Source organism: Pseudoroseomonas cervicalis, from assembly GCF_030818485.1.
GTDB classification, from domain to species: domain Bacteria; phylum Pseudomonadota; class Alphaproteobacteria; order Acetobacterales; family Acetobacteraceae; genus Pseudoroseomonas; species Pseudoroseomonas cervicalis_A.
In genome coordinates this window covers 526,048-549,038 of the sequence record NZ_JAUTAJ010000004.1, presented here as the reverse complement: position 1 = coordinate 549,038, position 22,991 = coordinate 526,048, and the positions used below count along the sequence as shown (strand labels likewise).

At 71.7% G+C, this 22,991-nt stretch carries 18 protein-coding genes and 1 pseudogene; 4 read left to right on the top strand and 15 right to left on the bottom strand.

Annotation, left to right across the window (positions count from 1 at the left end):
- Nucleotides 1–35 precede the first annotated feature (35 nt).
- From QE401_RS06455 to QE401_RS06440, 4 genes are all read right to left on the bottom strand, one after another.
- A complete protein-coding gene (locus QE401_RS06455; RefSeq protein WP_307137426.1) occupies nt 36–479 on the bottom strand; it encodes an acetyltransferase in 444 nt (147 codons plus the stop codon).
- A gap of 130 nt (nt 480–609) precedes the next feature.
- The gene (locus tag QE401_RS06450) at nt 610–1,374 is read right to left on the bottom strand and encodes an alpha/beta fold hydrolase (RefSeq protein ID WP_307137425.1); all 765 of its coding nucleotides are present in this window, start codon (nt 1,372–1,374) and stop codon (nt 610–612) included.
- A gap of 11 nt (nt 1,375–1,385) precedes the next feature.
- Entirely contained in the window at nt 1,386–2,249 is an 864-nt protein-coding gene (locus QE401_RS06445; RefSeq protein WP_307137424.1) for a DMT family transporter, read from the bottom strand.
- Nucleotide 2,250: 1 nt separating this feature from the next.
- Nucleotides 2,251–3,264 carry an NAD(P)H-quinone oxidoreductase gene (locus QE401_RS06440; protein WP_307137423.1) on the bottom strand — a complete coding sequence of 338 codons (1,014 nt, stop codon included), beginning with the start codon at nt 3,262–3,264 and terminating at the stop codon, nt 2,251–2,253.
- Between QE401_RS06440 and QE401_RS22965 the strand changes: the two are divergent.
- Both QE401_RS22965 and QE401_RS06430 read left to right on the top strand, forming a co-directional pair.
- A pseudogene (locus QE401_RS22965) lies at nt 3,263–3,994 on the top strand (ABC transporter substrate-binding protein); the annotation flags it as partial. The gene QE401_RS06440 and the pseudogene QE401_RS22965 overlap by 2 nt on opposite strands.
- A 64-nt stretch (nt 3,995–4,058) precedes the next feature.
- On the top strand, nt 4,059–4,616 hold the full coding sequence (locus QE401_RS06430) for an ABC transporter substrate-binding protein (RefSeq protein WP_373461423.1): 558 nt from the start codon (nt 4,059–4,061) through the stop codon (nt 4,614–4,616).
- A gap of 143 nt (nt 4,617–4,759) precedes the next feature.
- On the opposite strand, the gene QE401_RS06425 is transcribed toward QE401_RS06430, so the two are convergent.
- From QE401_RS06425 to QE401_RS06395, 7 genes are all read right to left on the bottom strand, one after another.
- The gene (locus QE401_RS06425) at nt 4,760–5,749 is read right to left on the bottom strand and encodes a Bug family tripartite tricarboxylate transporter substrate binding protein (protein ID WP_307137421.1); all 990 of its coding nucleotides are present in this window, start codon (nt 5,747–5,749) and stop codon (nt 4,760–4,762) included.
- A gap of 43 nt (nt 5,750–5,792) precedes the next feature.
- Nucleotides 5,793–6,899 (bottom strand): ABC transporter ATP-binding protein, encoded by a 1,107-nt coding sequence (locus QE401_RS06420; protein ID WP_307137420.1) that lies wholly within the window; start codon nt 6,897–6,899, stop codon nt 5,793–5,795.
- Between the two features lie 2 nt (nt 6,900–6,901).
- Nucleotides 6,902–7,816: an ABC transporter permease subunit gene (locus QE401_RS06415; RefSeq protein WP_307137419.1), complete on the bottom strand. Its 915-nt coding sequence runs from the start codon at nt 7,814–7,816 to the stop codon at nt 6,902–6,904.
- An 18-nt stretch (nt 7,817–7,834) separates the two neighbouring features.
- Nucleotides 7,835–8,719 carry a carbohydrate ABC transporter permease gene (locus QE401_RS06410; protein WP_307137418.1) on the bottom strand — a complete coding sequence of 295 codons (885 nt, stop codon included), beginning with the start codon at nt 8,717–8,719 and terminating at the stop codon, nt 7,835–7,837.
- A 71-nt stretch (nt 8,720–8,790) separates the two neighbouring features.
- Nucleotides 8,791–10,125, bottom strand: a complete 1,335-nt coding sequence (locus tag QE401_RS06405; RefSeq protein ID WP_307137417.1) for an extracellular solute-binding protein — start codon at nt 10,123–10,125, stop codon at nt 8,791–8,793.
- A gap of 96 nt (nt 10,126–10,221) precedes the next feature.
- Complete coding sequence (locus QE401_RS06400; protein ID WP_307137416.1) at nt 10,222–11,391, bottom strand: diaminopropionate ammonia-lyase; 1,170 nt, start codon at nt 11,389–11,391, stop codon at nt 10,222–10,224.
- Between the two features lie 70 nt (nt 11,392–11,461).
- A complete protein-coding gene (locus QE401_RS06395; protein ID WP_307137415.1) occupies nt 11,462–12,367 on the bottom strand; it encodes a polysaccharide deacetylase family protein in 906 nt (301 codons plus the stop codon).
- Nucleotides 12,368–12,542: 175 nt separating this feature from the next.
- Here QE401_RS06395 and QE401_RS06390 point away from each other — a divergent pair, with 175 nt between their 5' ends.
- Entirely contained in the window at nt 12,543–13,994 is a 1,452-nt protein-coding gene (locus QE401_RS06390; RefSeq protein WP_307137414.1) for an amidase, read from the top strand.
- A gap of 85 nt (nt 13,995–14,079) precedes the next feature.
- On the opposite strand, the gene QE401_RS06385 is transcribed toward QE401_RS06390, so the two are convergent.
- A complete protein-coding gene (locus QE401_RS06385) occupies nt 14,080–16,869 on the bottom strand; it encodes a CHASE3 domain-containing protein (protein ID WP_307137413.1) in 2,790 nt (929 codons plus the stop codon).
- A 158-nt stretch (nt 16,870–17,027) separates the two neighbouring features.
- Between QE401_RS06385 and QE401_RS06380 the strand changes: the two genes are divergently transcribed.
- Nucleotides 17,028–18,221 (top strand): M20 family metallopeptidase, encoded by a 1,194-nt coding sequence (locus QE401_RS06380; RefSeq protein ID WP_307137412.1) that lies wholly within the window; start codon nt 17,028–17,030, stop codon nt 18,219–18,221.
- A 111-nt stretch (nt 18,222–18,332) separates the two neighbouring features.
- On the opposite strand, the gene QE401_RS06375 is transcribed toward QE401_RS06380, so the two are convergent.
- The 3 genes from QE401_RS06375 to QE401_RS06365 form a co-directional block, all read right to left on the bottom strand.
- Nucleotides 18,333–19,910, bottom strand: coding sequence for a hypothetical protein (locus QE401_RS06375; protein ID WP_307137411.1), 1,578 nt, complete (start codon nt 19,908–19,910; stop codon nt 18,333–18,335).
- A 117-nt stretch (nt 19,911–20,027) separates the two neighbouring features.
- Entirely contained in the window at nt 20,028–21,671 is a 1,644-nt protein-coding gene (locus tag QE401_RS06370) for an NAD(P)/FAD-dependent oxidoreductase (protein WP_307137410.1), read from the bottom strand.
- 137 nt (nt 21,672–21,808) lie between these two features.
- Nucleotides 21,809–22,945, bottom strand: coding sequence for a DegT/DnrJ/EryC1/StrS family aminotransferase (locus QE401_RS06365; protein ID WP_307137409.1), 1,137 nt, complete (start codon nt 22,943–22,945; stop codon nt 21,809–21,811).
- Nucleotides 22,946–22,991: the final 46 nt, after the last annotated feature.

Here is a 22,991-nt window from a genome sequence, read left to right as displayed (position 1 = left end):
GGGCCCGGCCGTGGCGCTGGCCGGCGGGCCGCCGCTCAGCCGCCATGCCGCAGATGGATCAGCGGATAGGGCCGGCCCTGCCCATCGACCGGCGAACGGCCGGTCGCCCGGAAGCCCATGCGCTCATAGAAGCGCAAGGCCGGCCCGTTCTGCTCGTTGACATCGGTGGTCAGCCCGGGATGCCGCGTGAGGCCATGCCGGACCAGCGCCGCGCCGAGGCCGGTGCGGTGATGGGCTGGGTCGACGAACAGCGCCTCCATATGCCCGCCCTCGATCAGCATGAAGGCCAGCGGCCGGTCTGACGCATCCACCGCCAGCCAGAGCGGCGCCTGCGGCAGGAAGCCGCGGACCATCGCGTCGAGGGCGATACGGTCCCCGGGCGCCAGGAAGCCATGCGTGGCGTCGACGGCGGCGCGCCAGATCCCGATGACGCGCTCGCCATCTCCAGGGCGCGCTGGCCGGATGCGCGGCGGGGCCATCAGAACGCGCCGCCTGGCGAGGCGGGCCGGAGGCGCCGGCAGGGCGCGCCGCCCCTGTCCGCGCCCCCTCGCGGCGCCCGCCGGATCCGGCCGGGCAAGGAGGCGGGGCAGCACCTTCACCGGCCCCGCCTCACGCCGCGCCGCCCGCGGCCAGGACAGCGAAGGATTCGGGCTTCTCGGCATGGATCCAGTGCCCGGCGCCCTTCACGGTCGCGAAGCGCGCGGCGGGGAACAGGGCGCGGAAGATCGGGCGGTGCTCGGCGCGGATATAGTCGGAGGTCTCGCCCGACATCACCAGGGTCGGCCCCTCATAGCGCGCGCCTTGCGGCAGGGGCGGCGCCGCCTCGATCACCGGCAGGGCGGCGGCGATCTCGGCCAGGCCGTTGCGCCAGGCGGGCGGGCTGGCGCCGAAATCCAGATTCTGCAGCAGGAAGCCGCGCACGCCGGGGCTTGGCACCGCTTCGGCCAGCGCCGCATCGGCCTCCCGCCGCGTCAGGCCGGGGCGCAATTCCAGCGCCAGCATCGCCGCCGCATAGGGGCGGAAGCTGGGCGGGTAGTCCACCGGGGCGATGTCGGCGACGATCAGCCGGGTGACGCGCGCGGGCTCGGCGAGGGCCAGCGTCATCGCCACCTTGCCGCCCATCGAATGGCCGAGCAGCTGGAAGCGCTCCTCCCCGGCCAGCGTCTCGAGCACATCGGCGGCCATGGCGGGGTAGTCCATCCGCGCGTCATGCGGCGAGCGGCCATGGTTGCGCAGGTCGAGCGCGATGACGCGGAAGCGGGCGGCCAGCATCTTCTGCACGGCGGCAAAATTCTGCGCCTGGCCGAACAGCCCGTGCAGCAGCACCAGCGGCGGCCCCTCCGCCTCGCCCATGGTGACGGCGCGCAGTCGCATCCCCGAACCCTTCAGCCGCGCGTGGCGACGATGACGCTGGCGCCGATCAGCGCGCCGCCGATGATGACGTCCCAGCCCACCGGCTCGCCCAGCCAGAGGGTGGAGACGAGGACACCGATCGCCGGCGCCAGCAGGAAACCCACCGAGGAGACGGCGCCCGGCAGGCGGCGCCCGGCCTCGATCACCGCCCAGGTGCCGATCGGCGCCACGATGCAGCCGATCAGCGCCGCGTGCCACAGCGCGCCACGGCCGATGCCGCCATCGGGCTCCATCAGCAGCGCCATCGGCACCAGGATCAGCCCGCCCAGCAGGAAGCACCAGGGCAGGTTGGCCAGCATGGTGGTGCGCGGGGCGAAGCGGCGGGTGACGATGATGGCGCAGGACCACAGCAGCGCCGCCACCAGCAGCATGGCATGGCCGAGCAGGATGTCCGGATCGCGCCAATCCACCGCCCAGGGGCCGGTCAGCGCGGCGACGCCGGCCAGGCCCAGCCCGGCGGCGGCCCAGCGGCGCGGCGAGACCTGCTCGCCCAGCAGCAGCACCGACATCGGCACCAGCCAGTAGATGGTGACATTGGCCAGCACCGCGGTGCGCCCGGCCGGCACCAGCGCCACCGCCAGATGCGTCAGCGCGAAGAAGCCGCCCAGCTGCAGCAGGCCGACGCCCAGCACCGCCGGCCAGTCCTGCCGCGAGGGCAGGCGCAGCTGGCCGAAGACCGCCAGCCCCAGGCCGGAGACCAGCGCGCCGAGCAGGGTGCGCGACACGGCGAACCAGAGCGGCGTGGCATCCGCCAGCGCCGCCTTGGTGATGGGCCATGCTCCGCCGAACAGCGTGACCGCTATCAGCAGCAGGCGCAGATCGGCCAGCCGGAGCATCTTACCCCTGTTTCGAGAGGTCGAGCATGATCTTGCCGATATGCGTGCTGCTCTCCATCAGCGCATGCGCCTCGGCCGCGCGGGCGAAGGGGAAGACGCTGTGGATCACCGGCCCGGCCTCGCCGCGCGCCAGCAGCGGCCACACCTTCGCCTCCAGCTCGGCGGCGAGCGCGCCCTTCTCCGCCGTCGTGCGCGGCCGCATGGTGCTGCCGGTGACGACCAGGCGCTTGACCATGATCGGCCGCAGATCGACCTTCTCCGTCTCATGCCCGCTGAGGAAGGCGATGATCACCAGCCGCCCATCCTTGGCCATGCAGCGCAGATTGCGCTGGAAATACTCGGCGCCGACCATGTCGAGCAGCACATCGACGCCGCGGCCATCGGTCAGGCGCTTCACCTCCTCGACGAAATCCTGCGCCCGGTAGTCGATGGCCGCATCGGCGCCGAGCTTCAGCATCGCCTCGCATTTCGCGGCGCTGCCGGCGGTGGCCAGCACGCAGGCGCCGAAGGCCTTGGCCAGCTGGATGGCGGTGACGCCGATGCCCGAGGTGCCGCCATGGATCAGCACCGTCTCGCCGGCGGCGAGCCGGCCATGGCCGAACAGATTGGCCCAGACGGTGAAATAGGTCTCGGGCAGCGCCGCGGCGCGCAGCGCGTCATAGCCCGCCGGCCAGGGCAGGGTCTGCGCCTCGGGCGCGGTGCAGTATTCGGCGTAGCCGCCGCCATTGGTCAGCGCGCAGACGCGGTCGCCCGCCTTCCAGCGGGAGACGGCAGCGCCCACCGCCACCACCTCGCCCGCGACCTCGAGCCCGATCACCGGGCTGGCGCCGGGCGGCGGCGGATACAGCCCCTTGCGCTGCTGCACATCCGGGCGGTTGACGCCGGCGGCCAGCACGCGGATCAGCACCTCATCCTCGCGCGGCGCCGGCAGCGGGCCGGTCTGCGGCACCAGCACCTCTGGCCCGCCGCCCGTGCCATGCGCGATAAAGCTCATCTGCTGCGGCAGGTCGGTCATGCGGGTCGTTTCCTTGTCGCCGTGGCTGTGGCAGGTTCGCGCGAAGGGTCGGCGCCCGGCCGCCTTCCGTCAAGCCAAGCACGAGCATGTCACGATGATGGAGCAGCCCGGCCGCAGCACGCCTTCCAGCGCCACCACACGGCGCGGCCTGCTGCTGGGCGCCGCCCTCCTCGCCGCCGCGCATCCGGCCGCGGCGCAGCAGCGCGCCAGCGGCAATGAGCTGCGCATCGGCGCCATCTACCCCGCCTCCGGCCCGCTCGCCCTGCCCGGCGATGAGAGCTTCCGCGGGCTGGAGCTGGCGGTGGAGGCGCGCAACGAGGCGGGCGGGCTGCTCGGCCGCCCGCTGCGCCTGGTCAAGGCCGAGGCCAATGACGCCGCCCAGGCCGGCGAGGCGGTGCGCCGCCTGGCGGGGATGGAGCGCATGGTGGCGCTGTTCGGCACCACCGCCTCGCCGCTCTCCTTCGCCGCCACCCAGGCGGCGGAGCTGGCCGGCATGCCCTATTTCGAGCTCTGCGCCATCGCCGATTCCATCACCGCGCGCGGCTTCCGCTACCTGTTCCGCAGCAGCCCGCGCGCCGCCGACTATGCCGCGCTCGGCCTGCGCACGGCGCGGGAGACGCTGCCGGCGCTGTGGCAGGCGCCCTTCGCCGGCCTGCGCATCGCCATCGCGCATGAGGACGGGCTGTACGGGCAGAGCGTCGCCGCGGCGCAGGAGGGCGGGCTGCAGGGCAGCGAGGCGGCGCTGCTCGGCCGCTTCGGCTACGCCCCGGGGCGGCCAGGACCTGCCGGCGCTGGTGGCGCGGCTGCGCAGCGCCGATATCCAGCTGCTGCTGCACACCGGCCAGGCGCAGGAGGTGATGGCGCTGTTCCGCGCCATGAAGGAGGCCGGCTGGCGGCCGCGCATGGTGCTGGGCAGCGGCGGCGGCTACAGCCTGGCCGACACCGCGCAGAGCCTGGGCCCGGCGCTGGAGGGGGTGCTGAATGTCGGCTTCCCCCCCTACGCCGCCGGCGGCCGGCTGGGCGAGGAGGCGAAGCGCCTGGCCGAGGCCTACCGGCTGAAATACGGCCACGACCCGCGCTCGGCGCACAGCCTGGCCAACCATGCCGGGGCGCGGCTGTTCCTGGAGGCGATCCAGCGCGCCGGCGGCACCGAGCGCGAGAAGCTGCGCAGCGCCGTGCTGGCGATGGAGCTGGACGAGGCCGAGGCGCCGCTCGCCTGGGCCGCCGAATTCGACGAGGCCGGGCAGAACCAGCGGGCGCAGCCGGTGCTGTCGCAATGGCAGGGCGGCCGGCTGGTCGCCGTGGCGCCGGAAGGCGCGGCACTCGCCGTGCCGCGGGGCGAGATGGGTTGAGCCACGAGGGGGCTCTGCCCCCTCGAACTCCCCCGGCAGGGGACGGGGTCCCCTGCACCCGCCAGGTGTTTGGCGCGGCGGCACCGGGCATGAAAAAGGCCCGGGGATTGCGCCCCGGGCCGTCGCGGCGCGTTGCGCCAGGCTCAGTCGGCCTTGATGCCGGCCTCGCGGATGATCGGCTCCCACTTGGCGATCTCGTCGGTCAGCCACTTCTTGGCGGTCTCCGGCGTGGTGTCGCTGCGGGTCTGCATGGTCAGGTCAGCCAGCCGCGTCTGCACCGACTGCATCGCCATCACCTGGTTCACCACCTCGTTCATGCGGGTGACGATCGGCTGCGGCGTGCCGGCCGGCGCCAGGATCATGTGCCAGGTATAGGCCTCGTAGCCCGGCACGCCGGCCTCCTGGAAGGTCGGCACATCCGGCAGCTGCGGGATGCGCTGGGCGGAGGAGATCGCCAGCCCCTTCACCTCGCCACGCTGCACGAAGGGCAGCGCGCTGTTGGCGACGTCGAGCATCATCGCCACCGTGCCGTTCAGCAGGTCCGGCATCGCCGCCGCCGAGCCGCGATAGGGCACGTGGTTGACCTTCAGCCCGCCGGCCTGGCGCAGGAACAGCTCGGAGGCCAGGTGCAGCGCCGCGCCATTGCCGGTGCTGGCATAGTCGTACTTGCCCGGATCCTTCTTGAAGAGCGCAATCAGCTCCGCAAGGTTGTTGGCCGGCACCTGCTTGTTGACCATCAGCAGCATCGGGATGACGCCGGTCAGCGCGACCGGGGCGAAGTCGTTCACCGGGTCGAAGGGCAGGCTCGGATAGATGGCGCGGATCGCGGCCTGGGCGATGGTGGTGTAGAGGAAGGTGTGGCCATCCTTCGGCGCCTTGGCCACCGCATCGGCGCCGACCACCGTGCCCGCCCCGGTGCGGTTGTCCACGACGACGCGCTGCGGCAGGATCTTCGAGATCTCCTCGGCGATCAGGCGCGCCGGGATGTCGGTCGGGCCACCGGCGGAGAACGGCACCACGAGGCGGATCGGCTGGTTGGGCCAGCTGCCCTGGGCGCGCGCCGCGGCGGGCAGCAGCGCCGGAGTGGCCAGGCCAGCGCCCAGCGCCATCAGGGAACGTCGGTTCAGCTTCATGGTGTCGTTTCCCGGTAAGTTCACTTCCGGCCCTATATCGTCGTCACAGGGGGGCGAAGTCCAGACCCGGCGTCGCGGTTTCGTGTTGGTTCTCCAGCGCGATGCGCCGGCCGGTGACCGGGTCGAACAGATGCAGCCGCGCCGCCGGCAGGCTCAGCCCGGCGCGGCCGCCACGCCGCGGCGCGGCCTCGGCGGGGGCGTGGAAGGCGATCGGCGCGCCGCCCGCCAGCCGCCCATGCACCAGGGCGGAAGCACCCAGATCCTCGACCATCTCCACCGTCGCGGACAGCTCGCCCGGCGCCACATGCTCGGGCCGGATGCCCAGCGTGACGGCGGCGCTGCCATGCCGGGCGCGCCCCGGCAGCGGCAGCAGCGGGCCGCCGGCGATGCGAACGGCGCGCCCTTCCGCCTCCAGCTCGGCCGGCAGCAGGTTCATCGCCGGCGCGCCCAGGAAGCCGGCCACGAACAGGCTGGCCGGGCGCTCATAGACCTCGCGCGGCGAGCCGGTCTGCTCGACGCGGCCGGCATTCATCACGACAAGGTGATCCGCCAGCGTCATCGCCTCCTGCTGGTCATGCGTGACCAGGATGGAGGTGGCGCCGAGCTGCTCATGCAGGCGGCGCAGCTCCAGCCGCATCTGCACCCTGAGCTTGGCATCCAGGTTGGAGAGCGGCTCATCGTACAGAAAGACCTTCGGCCGGCGCACCATGGCGCGGCCCATGGCGACGCGCTGGCGCTGGCCGCCGGAAAGCTGGCCGGGGCGGCGGTCGAGCAGCGCCGATAGTTCCAGCGCCGCCGCCACCTCGGCCACCCGCGCCTGGCGCTCGGCCCGGGATGTGCCCGCGACCTTCAGCGGATAGGCGATGTTCTCGGCCACCGTCATGTGGGGGTAGAGCGCGTAGTTCTGGAACACCATGGCGCAGCCGCGATCCTTGGGCTCGCGCTCATTCATGCGCGCGCCGTGGATGCGCAGCTCGCCGCCGGTGATGCTCTCCAGCCCCGCGATCATGCGCAGCAGCGTCGACTTGCCGCAGCCCGAGGGGCCGAGGATGACGATGAAGCCACCCTCCGGCAGTTCGAGGTCCACATCATGGATCGCGGTGTTGGCGCCATAGGTCTTGCGGGCCTTGGCGAAGGCGATGGCGGCCATGCTCATTTCTCCGTCTGCACCAGGCCGCGGACGAACCAGCGCTGCATCAGCACCACGATCGCCAGCGGCGGCAGCATGGCCAGCAGCACGCCGGCCATGACGATGTTCCATTGCGGCAGCGCGTCGCCGCGCGGCACCATGCGCGACAGCTCGACCATCACCGTCGAGTAGCGCGGCTCGGTCGTGACCAGCAGCGGCCAGAGATACTGGTTCCAGGCATAGACAAAAAGGATGGTGGCCAGCGCCGCCATGGTGGTGCGCGACAGCGGAACCAGCACGTCGCGCAGGAAGCGCATCGGCCCAGCGCCATCCATCTTGGCGGCCTCCACCAGCTCCTCCGGGATGGTCAGGAAGAATTGCCGGTAGAGGAAGGTGCCGGTGGCGGTCGCGATCAGCGGCAGGATCAGCCCGGCCGGCGTGTTCAGCATGCGCCATTCCAGGCTGATCTCGATGCCGCTCAGCGCCTGGACCAGCGCCGTCAGCCCGGTGACGTCGAGCATCGCCTGGAACGGGCGCAGCGCATTGGCGGCGACCGCATAGGTCGGCACGATGCGCACCTCGAGCGGCAGCATCAGCGTCAGGAAGATCGCCCAGAACACCAGCATGCGGGCGCGCCACTGGAAGAAGACGATGGCGAAGGCGGCCAGCATCGCCAGCACGATCTTGCCGGCGGTGACGCCGATGGCGACGATCAGGCTGGTGGCGAAGCGCGTGGCGAAGCCGCCGCGCGCCCAGGCCTCCTGGATATTCTCCCACAGATGCGGGCCCGGCAGCCAGTTGATCGGCACGCGGTTGACGCCGGCCAGGTCATGCGTGGCGGCGACGAAGGCCAGCCAGACCGGCACCAGCAGCGCCACCGCCGAGAGCAGCAGCAGCGCATGGGTGAAGATGTCGAGCAGCGGGCGGCGTTCGACCATGATTCGCTCCCCTCCCCCTCAGCGGTAATGCATCTTCCGCTCGACGAAGCGGAACTGGATGAAGGTGAGCGCGACCACGAGGATCATCAGGATGATGCTCTGCGCCGCGGCGCCGGAGTAGTCGAGGCCCTTGAAGCCGTCGGAATAGATCTTGAACACCATCAGGTCGGTGGAGCGCGCCGGCCCGCCATCGGTCATGATGTGCACCAGGCCGAAGCTGTTGGTGAAGCTGTCGGTCAGGTTGATGACCAGCAGGAAGAAGAAGGTCGGCGCCAGCAGCGGCACCTGGATGTCGCGCATGCGGCGCAGCGGCCCGGCGCCATCCATCGCCGCCGCCTCGGTCAGCCCGCGCGGGATGGATTGCAGCCCGGCCAGGAAGAAGACGAAGTTGTACGCCACCAGCTGCCAGGCACCGGCCAGGATCAGCATGAGCATCGCATGCGTGCCGTTCAGCGTCGGGTTCCACAGCCCCGGCCACATCTGGTTCAGCAGGCTGAACATGCCGGCGCGCGGGTCGAAGACGAAGCGGAAGATCATGCCGATGGCGGGCGCGGCGATGGCATAGGGCCAGATCAGCGCGATGCGCCAATGGCGGCTGCCCGTCACCTCGCGGTCGACGAACAGCGCCAGCAGCAGCGCGATGCCGATGGCCAGCGCCGAGGTGCCCAGCGCATAGACGATGCTGATGCGGACGGAATGCCAGTAATGCTCGCTCGAGAAGATCTCGAGGAAGTTCTGCCAGCCCACCCATTGCCGCCCGCCGCCCCAGGGCTGCTCCAGCGTGAAGGCCCAGACGAAGGCCTCGCCGGTCGGCCAGTAGAAGAAGACGAAGATGATCAGCAGCTGCGGCAGGACCAGCAGCCAGGGCAGCAGCGGCGTGCGGAAGGTGGCGCGGCGTTCCAAGTTGGCTTCCCCGATGGGCGGAAACGAAAGAAGGCCCGCGCGTCACAGGACGCGCGGGCCGGTCATGTGGATCAGGGCAGCTGGCGGCCGCGATAGGTCTGCTCGAAGCGGCGCAGCAGCTGGTTGGCCTGGGTCTCGATGGCCGTCAGCGCCTGGTCCATCGTCTTCTGCCCGCCGAAGGCCGCGGCCATCTCATTGGCGTAGAGGGCGCGCACCTGGGTGAAATTGCCGAGGCGCAGGCCGCGCGAATTCTCGGTGGGCTCGGTCGCCAGCAGCGAGGTCATCGCCACCTCGCGGCCCTGGTTCTGCGGCTGGCCGTAGAAGCCCGAGGCGCGGATCTGGTCGTAGCCGCTGCGCGTCACCGGGATGTAGCCGGTGTTCTGCACCATGAAGAGTTCCTGCTGCGGCTGGGCGATATAGGCCAGGAAGGCGGCGGCGCCGCGATACTCGGCCGCCGGGCGGCCCTTCAGCACCCAGAGCGAGGCGCCACCCACCATGCTGTTGGTGCGGCTATGGCCCGCATAGAGCGGCAGCATGCCCACGCCCCATTCCATCCCCTGCTTCGCGGTGCGGGTGATGGCGACATGGTTGGCGATGGAGCCCATGGTCATCGCGCATTCGCCCTGCGCGAAGGCCGGCACCAGCCCGCCATTCTGCGGCGTGCGCACCTGCACCAGCCCTTCCTTGTGCCAGTTCAGCAGGTTGTTGGCGTGGCGGCGGAACAGGTCGTTGATCTTCACCTCGGCATTCAGCCCGCCGAAGCCGTTCTGCTGCGTCGCCATCGGCAGGTTGTGGATGGCGTTGAACTGTTCCCAGTGCTGCCAGCTGTCGAAATCGATGGCGATCGGGCAGGCATGGCCCTGCGCCTTCAGCGCCCGCGCCGCGCGCTCCACCTGCTCCCAGGTCTCGGGCGGGTTCTCCTGGCCCACGGCGCGATAGGCGCCCTTGTTCCAGTACATCACGGCGGTGGAGGAGTTGAACGGGAAGCTCAGCATCTCGCCGCGGCTTGTGGCGTAGTAGTTGCCGATCGAGGAGATGTAGTTGTCCCAGGCCACCTGGTGGCCGTTCTCGCTCATCAGCTGGCGCGCCGGGATGTACTGGCCCGACAGCATCAGGTCGGTGGTGCCGACGTCATAGACCTGCACGATGGTCGGGTGCTCATTGGCGCGGAAGGCGGCGATGGTGTTCTGCAGCGCCTGCGCGTAGTCGCCCTGGCCGGTGCAGACGATCTCGAACTCGCTCTGCGCCGCATTGAAGTTCTTGCAGTAGGACTGCATCACCTCGCCGAGCTGGCCGGTCAGCCCGTACCACCAGGTGAAACGCTGGCGCTGCTGCGCCTCCGCCTGCGGCGCCGCCAGTGTCAGCGCCAGGCCGGCGACCAGCGCCGCGATACCAGACTTCCGCATGCAATCCCCCGATCTTTCCGATGGCGCGGCGGGGCCGCGCCGGTCGGGCGGGGGATTAGCGGGGCGAGGTGACTCTGACTTGACGGTTGCGTGACACTACGGAGACAGCGTGCCGACAAGCCGGGCATACAGCTCCGGATCCGTCGCGCCCTCGGTGCCGAACAGCAGCACGCGGCTGCTGGCATCGAGGCCCAGCGCGTCGCGCGCCCTGCTGTCCTGCGCCGCCAGCAGCAGCCCGGCCAGCCCGGCCACGGCGCTTTCGCCCGCCACCACCGGCGGCTGGCGGCGCGCCAGCAGCCGCATGCCATCCACCGCCGAATCATCCGCCACCGCCATGAAGGCGAAGCCGGCGCGCTCCAGCTCCTGCCAGGCCAGCAGGCTGGGCTCGCCGCAGGCCAGCCCCGCCATCAGCGTGTCCAGATCGCCGCCCACCACGCGCGGCGCGCCGGCGCGGGCGCTCTCCAGCAGGCAGGCGGCACGCTCGGGCTCCACCACCACCAGCCGCGCATCGCCCGCCCCCTGCGCCCGCAGCTGAACGGAGACGGCGGCAGCGACACCCCCCACGCCCCCCTGCACGAAGACATGGGTGGGCGGGGCCGGCAGCGCCGCCAGCGCCTCCTGCGCCATCAGCCGGTAGCCCTGCATCACGTCGCGCGGCACCTCGGTATAGCCGGGCCAGGAGGTGTCGGAGACGACGAACCACCCCTCCCGCTCGGCGACCGCCGCGGCCTCGCGCACCGAATCATCGTAATGCCCGGGCACCTCGCGGATCTCGGCGCCATAGGCGGCGATGGCGTCGCGCCGCCCCTGGCTGACATGCTGATGCACGAAGATCACGCAGCGCGCGCCGAAACGCTGCGCCCCCCAGGCGACGGAACGGCCGTGATTGCCATCCGTCGCGCAGGTCACGGTGATCTGCCCGACCGCCGCGGCATGCGCGCCCGCCATCAGCGCGGCCGGTGTCGCCGCCTGCGCCACGCCGCGCCGCGCCAGCTCCGCCACCAGGAGGCGCGCCACGGCATAGGCGCCGCCCAGCGCCTTGAAGCTGCCCAGGCCGAAGCGGCTGCCCTCATCCTTGTAGTGCACAGCGGCAATCCCGGCCGCGGCCGCCACATCCTGCAGCGCGTGCAGCGGGGTCACGGCATAGCCGGGCCAGGCGGCGATCTCGGCGGCGGCCCGGCGGAAACCGCCCTCGGGCAGCACCACCACGCCGGGCGTGCCGTGGTTCGGGTTGACGAAGACATCAAAAGGGCGAGCGGGGATCATCGGCAGATTCCACAAAAAGCAAAAGAAAGGCCGGGGGAAGGAATTCCCCCGGACCCCCATCTTTTTTCTGTCAGTTTTGCGACTGGTCCTTGCACCAGCGCGCCAGCTCGGCATGGGTGCAGAACCAGATGCCCTGATGGCTGCGGATATGCTCCAGCAGGCGGTCGAGCAGCGCGATGCGGCTGCGATGGCCGATGATGTGCGGATGCATCGTCAGCAGGAAGGTGCCGCCCTCCGCATAGGCGCCGTCGAACTCGGCACGAAAAATCTCCTCCACCGCCGAGGGCGGCGTGTAGGGGCGCAGCGCCGAGAAGCGCAGCATGTTGAAATACACCGCATCGTCGCGGATCCATTCCGGCGGCAGCTCGACAATGCCGGTGGGCTCGCCCTGGTCGAGCAGCTCATAGGGCTCGTCATCCGCCATCAGGCTGCTGTCATAGAGTAGCCCCATCTCGCGGATGATCGACAGCGTGTCGGTCGAGAAATCCCAGCTCGCCGTGCGCATCCCCACCGGCCGCTGGCCGGAGACGCGCTCCAGCGTGTCGGCGGCGCGCAGGCTCAGCTCCCGCTCCCGCCCCGGCGGCAGCGTCGTGTTGGCCTCGTGGATCCAGGAATGGATGCCGATCTCATGCCCCTCCGCCGCCACCGCCCGCACCTCCTCCGGATGCAGCAGGGCGGAGACGGCGGGGTAGAAGAAGCTGGCCCGCGCCCCATGCCGGTCCAGCAGCCGGCGGAGCCGCGGCACGCCTTGCCGCGCGCCATAGCTGCCCTGGCTGATCCGCATCGGGCTCTCATCCGCATCGCGCAGCGGGATGGTCTCGTGGTCGGCATCGAAGGACAGGGCCACGGCGCAGCGCGCGCCCCCCGGCCAGGCGGCGGGCTTCAGGCTGCGCCCGGCGGCGGCATGGCCGGTGATGCGGCGCCATTCGGCCTCCTCCCATTCCCAGGGCTGGGGCTTGGCTTGCGTCTCGGCCATGCGGCGTCTCTCCTCCAGGGCTCGGCGCATCCTGCGACGCCCCGGCCGCCCCGCCAAGGCCGCCCCCCGAAGGCGCCCCCCCAAGGCGCCCCGGAACCGGTTGGGGGTTTCCTGCCCGCCGCCACGCCCTATGCTGCGCCGCCCCGCACGCTGCCTTTTCCTCGTGGATCGCCCGATGTCCGATACCGATCCGGCCCTGATGACGGCCGAACAGCTGCTCGCCCTCTATGCCAGCCGCCGCCTCTCCCCGGTCGAGGCGCTGCAGGCCGTGCTGGAGCGCGTCGCGCGCAACAACCACTGGGTCAACGCCTTCGCCCTGCTGAACCCGCGGGCCCTGGCCCAGGCCGGGGAATCGGAGGCGCGCTGGGCCGTGGGCCGCCCGATGGGCCCGCTGGATGGCGTGCCGGTCACGGTGAAGGACCTGCTGAACGTCCAGGGCATGCCGACCCGGCGCGGCAGCAAGACCACCGACACCACCCCGGCGGCCGAGGATGCGCCGGCGGTGATCGGGCTGAAGGCGGCCGGCGCCGTCATCCTGGGCAAGACCACCACCACCGAATTCGGCTGGAAGACCCCGGGCGACTGCCCGCTGCACGGCATCACCCGCAACCCGTGGAATTCGCAGCGCACCGTGGGCGGCTCCTCCTCCGGCGCGGCGGCTGCCGGGGCGGCGGGCTTCGGCCCGCTGCATATCGGCACCGATGCCGGCGGCTCCATCCGCATCCCGGCCGCCTATTGCGGGCTGGTCGGCCTCAAGCCCAGCTATGGCCGCATCCCGCAATGGCCGCACAGCGCCTTCGGCCAGGTCTCCTGCGCCGGGCCGATGACCCGCAGCGTACGCGACGCGGCGCTGATGCTCTCCGCCATGGCCCAGCCCGACATCCGCGACCCCTATTGCGTGCATGAGGCGCCGCGCGACTGGCGCGAGGGGCTGGAGGACGGTGTCGCCGGCCTGCGCGTCGCCGTGGTGCGCCGCCTGGGCTACGCGCCGCCGGTCGACGCGGAGGGCGAGGCGGCGGTGCTGGCCGCGGCCCAGATGCTCTCCCGCCACGGCGCCATCGTCGAGGATGCCGACCCCGAGCTGCCCGACACCCGCCACATCTTCGGCCGCGTCTGGGGCGTGGCGCTGGCCCGCCTGGTCAACACCATGGCGCCGGAGAAGCGCGCCTTGCTGGACCGCGGGCTGGAGGAGGTCGCCGAGCGCGAGGGCGGCATGTCGGCGGTGGATTTCCTGGGCGCCGAGGCGCTGCGCACCGAGGCGGCGCACGCCATGGCGCGCTTCCACCTGAAATATGATCTGGTGCTCTGCCCGACCACGCCGACCGCCGCCTTCGACGCCGACGCGCCGACGCTGAAGCCGACCGAGGCGCTGTGGCGCGACTGGGCGCCCTGGACCTTCACCTTCAACCTGACGCGCCAGCCCGCCGTCACCGTGCCCTTCGGCCTGGACGAGCACAACATGCCGCGCGGCGTGCAGCTGGCCGCGGCGCAGCTGCGCGACGATCTCTGCCTGCGCGCGGCGCGGGTGCTGGAGCGGGGCCTCGCCGCTCAGGCCCCGGTCGAGGCGCCGGAGGCGGCCCGCGCCTGCGCCCACCACCACGAGCACGGGCACGACCATCACCACTGAGCGGAAGCGGCGCGGGGGCGCCTGAGCGCCCCCGCCTGCCTCGGCCCCGCTTCGGTCCGGCCCGGCCGCCCTGCCGCGGCGCGGCTCAGCCGGCGGCGCGGCCGGCGGTCTTCTCCCACAGCGCGCGCAACGCCGTCTCCAGCTGGTGCATGGCGAAGGGCTTGGCCAGGAAGCCGAGATCCGGGCGCAGCTCCTCCGGGATCTCCATCGTGCCCTCGGCATGGCCGGTGGCCAGCAGCACCGGCAGGCCGGGGCAGCGCCGCCGCGCCTCGACCGCCAGCGCCACCCCATCCATGCCCGGCAGGCTGAGATCGGTGATCAGCACCGCCGGCGCCGGGTTGCGGTCCAGCCAGGCCAGCGCCGTGTCGGCCTTGCCGGCCTCGGCAGGGGTGAGCCCCATCATCTCGACCATCTGCGCCAGGTTCATCCGGATCAGCGGGTCGTCCTCCACCACCAGCGCGGCGGCGCCTTCCGGCCAGCCCAGCATGCCCTGCCCGGCCCCGGCCCCGGCTCCCGGGCCGCCCGCCTGCTGGCCTCCGCCGACCGCCGCCTGTGCCTGCTGCTCCTGCACCCTCTGCCTCCCTGCTTCCGGCGGCATCGTCGCATCCCGCGCCGCGCCGCCCTCCTTTTCCGTCACCGTCGCGGCGCGCCCGGGCAGGGCCGCGCCATCCTGCATCGCCGGCCCGGCCTCCGGCGCCGCATTGTCGCCACGCCGCGCCGGCAGGCCGCGGGTCGGGCCCAGCGCCGCCCGCACCTGCCGCGCCAGATCGTCGCGGCGATAGGGCTTGCTCAGCAGCTGCACATCCGGATCCAGCCGCCCGCCATGGATGATGGCATTGGCGGTGTAGCCGGAGGTGTAGAGCACCTTCATCCCCGGCAGCTTGGCCTGGGCGCGGCGCACCATCTCCCGCGTCGGGATCGGCCCCGGCATCACCACATCGGTGAACAGCAGATCCACCTTCACCCCGCTGGACACCACCGTCAGCGCCGCCTCGGCATGGCCGGCGCGCAGCACGCGATAGCCCAGCTCCTGCAGCATCTCCACCACGGCCTCCCGCACCGCCTCGTCATCCTCGACCACCAGCACCGTCTCGCGGCCGCCGGTCACCGGCCCGGCCGCCTGGCCCGTCGCCTCTTCTGTGCGACGCGAACGGGGGAGGTAGAGTTTCACCGAGGTGCCCTGGCCATCCTCGCTGTACAGCTTCACATGGCCGCCGGACTGCTTGACGAAGCCATAGACCTGCGACAGGCCGAGACCGGTCCCGCGCTCCGCCTCCTTGGTGGTGAAGAAGGGCTCGAAGGCGCGGGCCATCACCTCGGGCGACATGCCGGTGCCGGTGTCGGTCACCGCGATCAGCACATATTCGCCCGGCTCCACCTCCAGATGCGTCGTCGCATAGGAATCGTCGAGCACGGCATTGCCGACCTCGATGGTCAGCCTGCCGCCTTCCGGCATGGCGTCGCGCGCATTCAGCGCCAGGTTCAGCAGCACATTCTCGAGCTGCCCGGGATCGACCAGCGTGTTCCACTGCCCGGCCGAGATCACCGCCTCCACCGCGATGCGCTCGCCCAGCGTGCGGCGGAGCAGCTCGGCCATGTCCTGCACCAGCCGGCCGGGATTGACCACCCGCGGGTCCAGCGGCTGGCGCCGCGCGAAGGCCAGCAGCTGCGCCGTCAGCCGCGCCCCGCGCGCCACGCCGGACACGGCATGGCCCAGATAGCGCCGCCCGGCATGGTCCGGCCCCAGCTCCCGCCCCAGCAGGTCCAGATTGGCGGTGACCACCTGCAGCAAATTGTTGAAGTCATGCGCCACGCCGCCGGTCAGCTGGCCCACCGCCTCCATCTTCTGCGCCTGGCGCAGCGTCGCCTCGGCCTCGGCCCGGCGGGTGATGTCGTGGCAGGACAGCACGAAGCCGCCATCCGGCATCGGGTTGCGGTACAGCTCCAGCTCCCGCCCGGCATGCGAGAGGGAAAGCTGCGTGCCGGTCCCGGCCGGGCCGCGCAGCGTGTCGGGTGCGTCCAGCAGCGGGCTCTCCCGCCGCCGGTCGATCGCCAGGAAGGCGCCATAGGGCGTGCCGTTGCGCGCCAGCGCCTGCGGGAAATCCAGCAGCTCGAAGAAGCGGTGATTGCTGGCCACCAGCACGCCGCCCGCATCGAAGGCGGCGACGCCATCCTGGGTGTTGTCCAGCGTCGCCTGCAGCACCGCGTCATTGGCCGCCAGCGCCGCCTGGGCGCGCCGCAGCCGGGCATTGCCGCGCAGCAGCAGCGCCGCCGCCAGCGCCAGCAGCAGCAGCGCGACGCCGAGCGCGCCCAGCGCCCATAGCAGGTTGCGCTGCTCCGACCGGTCATTCGCCTCGACCTGCTGGCGCAGCATCTCCTCCTGCTCGGCCAGCATGTCCTCGGCCAGGGCCCGGATCGCCAGCATCAGCTCGCGCCCGCGATCGGTCTGCACCAGGGCGCGGCCGGCGGCGAAGCCCTGGTTGCGGGTCAGCGCCAGGCTGTCCGCCAGCTCGGCCATCTTGTCGGCCACCAGCCGCTCCAGCCGCTCGAACCTCGCCTGCTGCGCCGGGCCCTCGACCAGGCCGCGCAGCCGCGCCACATGCCGCGGCAGCGCCGACTGCGCCGCCTCATAGGGCGCCAGATAGGCCGGCCGCTCGGTCAGGATGAAGCCGCGCTGGCCGCTCTCGGCATCCTGCACGGTGGAGAGCAGGCCGCGCGTCGCCTCGCCCAGGCGGAAGCTGTGCAGCACCGCCTGGCGCTGCTCCTGCAGCTCCTCGGCGATGCGCCAGGCGAGCCAGCCGCCGGCCGCCATCACCGGCAATGCCAGCGCCACCGCCAGAACCGGCCACAGCCGGCGCAGACCTCTTCCCGTCACAGCCGCGTGCCCCACCCCACCTTCCCATTCTGTAACGCGTGCACCGGTGCCACGCCATGCCCCTCCGGCGCGAGGCGGCGCGTCGCAATTCCCCTCCCCTTCCCGCGGCGCGCCCGATCGGCCACCCTGCGCGCCGCACCCGCGCAGGAGACCGCTTCATGGCCACGCCCGAGACCCGCATCACCGCCCAGATCACGGAGTGGCTCGCCACCCAGCAGGAGGCCATGCTGGCCGAGCTGGAGGCGATGGTGAACATCGATGGCGGCAGCTACGACAAACCCGGCGTCGACGCGGTCGGGCAGCGGGTGAAGGATTTCTGCGCCCGCTTCGACATCCCCGTGGAGACCGTCAAGGGCGAGAAGCATGGCGACTGCCTGCGCGCGCTCGTCGGCGGCGGCGATGCCACGGCGAGCGGCAATGCCCGCCAGAACATCGTGCTGATGGGCCACCGCGACACCGTCTTCCCCAAGGGCGAGCCCAGCCGCCGCCCCTTCCGCATCGAGAACGGCATCGCCACCGGCCCCGGCGTCTGCGACATGAAGGCGGGGCTGGTGCAGAACCTCTTCGTACTCGCCGCCTTCCGCCAGTTCGGCGGCGCGCCCGGGCCGCTGGTCGGGCTGTTCACCGGCGATGAGGAGATCGGCTCCCCCGAGGGCCGCCCGGTGATCGAGGCCGAGGCCCGCCGCGCCCGCGTGGTCTTCAACTCCGAGCCCGGCCGCCCCTCCGGCGCCGTCGTCACCGGCCGCAAGGGCGGCGTCTTCATGGTGATGGAGATCGAGGGCAAGGCCGCCCATTCCGGCGGCAATTTCGAGGCCGGCATCAGCGCCATCGAGGAGCTGGCCCGCAAGATCCAGGCGATCCACGCGCTCACCGACATCCCGCGCGGCATCACGCTGAATGTCGGCCTGGTCTCGGGCGGGCAGTCGGTGAACACCGTCGCGCCCTGGGCGCAGGGGCAGATCGACCTGCGCTACATCCACCCCGAGGACCGCGACGACATCATGGGCCGGATCGAGGGCATCATCGCCCAGAGCTTCGTCCCCGGCACCCGCGCGAAGCTCAGCATCCGGGGCGAGTTCCTGCCGCTGGCGCAGAATGCCGGCACCGACGCGGTCTTCGCCGCCTACAAGGCGGCCGCGGCCGAAAGCGGCTTCGAGACCATGGGCGAATTCGCCGGCGGCTGCGCCGATAGCGGCTTCACCGCGGCCCAGGGCGCGCCAACCCTCTGCGCCGTCGGGCCGGTCGGCGGCAAGGCGCACAGCCCGGAGGAATATCTGGAGGTCGCCTCCTTCGTGCCGCGCGCCCAGGCGCTGGCGCGGGCGATCCTGAAGCTGGATCAGGCGGGGATCTGAAAAAGAAAAATCCGGGGGAATGAATTCCCCCGGACCCCCATCTTTTTTCTGTCGGGCTGCCGCCGTCTCCCGGCCAGGCGGGACGCTACACTGACAAGGGCGCCCCTGGCGTTAGCCCATACCGGCCGGGTCGCCGCAGCCCTCGCCCTGGCGGCGATACACCTGCAACCCATCCACCACCGCGATCTGCCGGTAGCGCGCCCAGACCGCGGCGAAGCCGGCATTGGCCTGGGACAGGATGGCCGGGTAGTTCAGCGATTCCCCGCGGCGGTCCACCACCACCAGGTCGGGGCAGCCCTCCATGAAATCCTGCACCACCCAGTGGCGGATCGGCCACTCATCCGGCGCCACGCCATCCTGGCGCGAGCGCCAGATCTCACCGCGCAGCGCCCACATGGAGTCGAAGCGCGAGGCCCAGGTGACATTGGTGTTGTTCACCACCGGGAAGCCCAGCCCGATCCATTCCGAGAAGGCCATGTAGCTGCGCACCTTCTCGCGCCGGATCAGCCGCTCCAGCCGCACCTCGGTGCTGGAATCCGGCTCCACCGCCAGCACCAGCCGCTCATAGACCCGCACCGAGGTCTGCTGCACCGACAGCGCCAGCGGCAGCATGGCCAGCGCCAGCAGCAGGCTGCGGCGCGGCAGGGCGCGGCGCCGCAGCGCCACATCGGCGCACCAGAAGACCAGCGCGAAGGTCACCGCCATCAGCGCCGGGATGCGGTGGTAGAACCAGTTCTTGCCGTCCAGGAACATCGCCACCGTGGCGGAGGCGGCGAAGGCCGTCAGCACCAGCATGACGCCCGAGGCGGCGCCGCCGCGATCGGTCTTCCAGGTCAGCAGCAGGCAGGTGCCGAGGCCGAGCAGCAGCAGCCAGGATTCCTGCGCCAGCTGCAGCTTGCCGGTGTCGGTGCCGCCATAGAGGGTCAGCGCCAGCGGCACCGCGCGCTCGACGAAGGCGGGCACGAAATACAGGATGCTGGCCAGATAGAGCAGCCCGGCCAGGCCGGCGGCGATCGGCGCCAGCCGGATGCGGAAGCCGCGATGCAGCCAGCCCGCCAGCTCCACCGCGCCCAGGCAGATGACGTAGCGCGGCTTCAGCGCCACGCCGAGCCCGGCCAGCACGCCGGTGCCGAGCGACAGGCCCGGATGCACCGGCAGCCCCTCCAGCATGCGGATCAGCACCGCCAGATGCGGCAGCACGGCGATCACCATCAGATGCTCGCGCTGGCCGAACTCGACCCCCGGCATCACCAGCAGCACGCAGGCGATGGCGGCGAAGGTGGCCGGCCGCTGCGCGAAGACCGGAGAGACGCCGCGCAGCAGCCCGGCCGACATCCAGGCCGAGCCCAGCGCCGCAGCGGCGATCATCGGCAGCGCCACCTGCTTGGCGGTCAGCCCCAGCAGCTCGGCCAGCATAACCGGCAGGGCGCTGGCCCAGATGATCAGCGGCGGATTGACCTCGACCAGGTCGACATACAGCTCCTGCCCGCGCAGCCACTGGCCGGCGACCCAGAGCAGCCAGGCCACATCGTCCTTCATCGGCGAGCGCAGCAGGGCGAAGAGCACCATGCCGAGCGTCAGCGCGACGATGCCGAAGCAGAGGATGGCGCGACGGGTTTCCGGCCGCAGCCGGCTGGATCCGCTCTGGGGCGCCAGACCTTGCGGCGCGCCCGGGACGCTGTAGCTCAAGCGATGACCCCCCTACCCCCCGGCCCGGCCCATGGATGCCGTCGCCCTGGAGGCTGACCTCTCATTTTGGTGAGATTGCGGCAAAAGCGGTGGCTTGGCGAGGGATTCCCGTAACGGTCATGCGACGCGCCGCGCCGCCTCCTCCAGGCCCAGCATCGAGCGCGCCACGGCCTCCGCCGTCTTGATGCCATCCACCCCGGCGGAGAGGATGCCGCCCGCATAGCCCGCCCCCTCGCCGGCCGGGAACAGGCCGCGCGTGTTCAGGCTGTGGCCATCCGCGCCGCGCCGGATGCGCACGGGGGAGGAGGTGCGCGTCTCCACCCCGGTCAGCACCGCGTCGGGCCGGGCGAAGCCGCGGATCTGCCGGTCGAAGGCCGGCAGCGCCTCGCGGATCGCGGCCACCACGAAATCCGGCATGAAGGCGGCCAGGTCGGTGGGCGTGACGCCGGGCTTGTAGCTCGGCACCACCTCCCCCAGGCTGGTCGAGGGGCGGCCGGCCAGGAAATCGCCCACCGTCTGGGCCGGGGCGTGGTAGTTGCTGCCGCCGGCGATGAAGGCCGCCTCCTCCAGCCGCCGCTGCAGCGCGATGCCGGCCAGCACATCGCCCGGATAGTCACGCTCCGGCTCGATGCCGACGACGATGGCGGCGTTGGCGTTGCGCTCGGCGCGCTGGTACTGGCTCATGCCATTGGTGACGACGCGCCCCGGCTCGCTGGCCGCCGCCACCACCGTGCCGCCCGGGCACATGCAGAAGCTGTAGACCGAGCGCCCGTCGCTGCCGTGATGCACCAGCTTGTAGTCGGCCGCGCCGAGCAGCTTGTTGCCGGCGAAGGGGCCGAAGCGGCATTCATTGATCATCCGCTGCGGATGCTCGATGCGGAAGCCTACGGAGAAGGGCTTGGCCTCCATGTAGACGCCGCGGTCGCGCAGCACCTCGAAGGTGTCGCGGGCGCTGTGGCCGATGGCCAGCACCACATGGTCGGATTCGATCACGCTGCCATCGGCCAGCGCCACGCCGCGCATCTGCCGCGCCCCGTCGGGGGCGATGTCGACCAGCAGGTCGGTCACCCGGCTGCTGAAGCGGTATTCGCCGCCCAGGCGCCCGATCTCGTCGCGCATATGCTCGACCATCTGCACCAGGCGGAAGGTGCCGATATGCGGCTTGGAGAGGTAGAGGATCTCCTCCGGCGCGCCGGCCTTGACGAATTCCTCCAGCACCTTGCGGCCATGGTGCTGGGGGTCCTTGATCTGGCTGTAGAGCTTGCCGTCGGAGAAGGTGCCGGCGCCGCCCTCGCCGAACTGGACATTGCTTTCCGGGTTCAGCTCGGCGCGGCGCCACAGGCCCCAGGTGTCCTTGGTGCGCTCGCGCACCGCCTTGCCGCGCTCCAGGATGATCGGGCGGAAGCCCATCTGCGCCAGCACCAGCCCGGCCAGCAGCCCGCAGGGCCCGGCGCCGATCACCAGCGGCCGCCGCGCCTCGCCCGGTGCCGCATGGCCCACGAAGCGGTAGCGCATGTCGGGCGCCGGATTGACATGCGCATCGCCCTGGAAGCGGCGCAGCAGCGCGGCCTCGTCGCGCAGCGTCACGTCCAGGGTGTAGATCAAATGGATGGCGTGCTTCTTCCGCGCGTCATAGCCGCGGCGGAAGACGTGCAGGTCCAGCAGATCCGTGTCGGGAATGCCCAGCCGGTCGAGCACGATCCGGCGCAGGGCCTCGGGCGTGTGGTCGAGCGGCAGCTTGAGTTCAGTCAGTCGCAGCATCGGGAGGTTTCTATCCACCAGGGGAGCGATGCCGCCGCCTATAGCGCGCCGCTTGGGGCCCATTCCAGCGCGCCCTTCTCCACCCAGACCCGCTGATGGCGGGGTCCGGGGGGACCCTGTCCCCCCGGAATCTTCGCTTACTGCGCGACGATGCGCAGCGCGCCGCAGACCGCCTCGACCTGCGCGTCCGTCAGCTCGGGGAAGATCGGCAGGCTGAGCACCTCGCGCGAGGCGAGCTCGGTCTCGGCGCAGCCGGCCGGGCCCACGGGCACGCGGCCGATATAGGCGCTCTGCAGATGCACCGGCACCGGGTAGTGCACGCCGCTGCCGATGCCGAGGCTGCGCAGGCGCTGGGCCAGCTCGTCGCGGTCCTGGCTGCGGATGACATATTGGTGGAACACATGCTCCGCCCCGGCGCGGCGCAGCGGCGGCGCGATGGCGGAGCCGGAGAGCGCCGAATCATAGGCGCCGGCGATGGCGCGGCGGCGGGCATTGCCGGCATCCAGCAGCGGCAGGCGGACGCGCAGCACGGCGGCCTGGATCTCGTCGAGCCGGCTGTTCACGCCGATGCTGTCGGAGAGGTAGCGGTGCTTCCAGCCATATTGCCGCAGCGCCGCCATGCGGTCGGCGAGGTCGGTGTCGGCCGTGGCAACGATGCCGGCATCGCCGAGGGCGCCCAGATTCTTGGTCGGATACAGGCTGAAGGCCGCGGCGTCGCCGAGGGTGCCGAGCATGCGGCCATCCAGCATCGCGCCATGCGCCTGGGCGCAATCCTCGATGACATGGACGCCGGCGGCGCGGCAGGCCGGCAGGATGCGATCCATGTCGCAGCCCTGGCCGTAGAGATGCACCGGGATGACGGCGCGGATCGGCGGCAGGCCCGGCGGCGGGTCCTCCAGCACGGCGGCCAGCTCATCGGCGTCCATGGTGTAGGTGTCGGGGTCGATGTCGAGCAGCAGGGGCGTGGCGCCCACCATCTCGATGGCGGCGACGGTCGCGACCGCGGTGTGGGAGACGGTGGCGACCGTCATGCCCGGGCCGATGCCCAGACCGCGCAGGATCAGCATCAGCGCGTCGGTGCCATTGGCGCAGCCCACGGCGCGCGGCAGGCCCAGCCATTCGGCGAATTCCCGCTCGAAGGCGGCGCCCTCGGCCCCCAGGATGTACCAGCCGGAGCTCAGCGCGCGCTGCAGGGCGGCGTCGATGGCGGGCTGATGGGCGCGGTAGGCGGCGCCCGGGTCGGCCTGCGGAACGGTGATCACGGGCATGTCCATTGCCCAGTCTCCTTGGTGCCCCTGGCGGGGATGTCGGTGTCAGGCG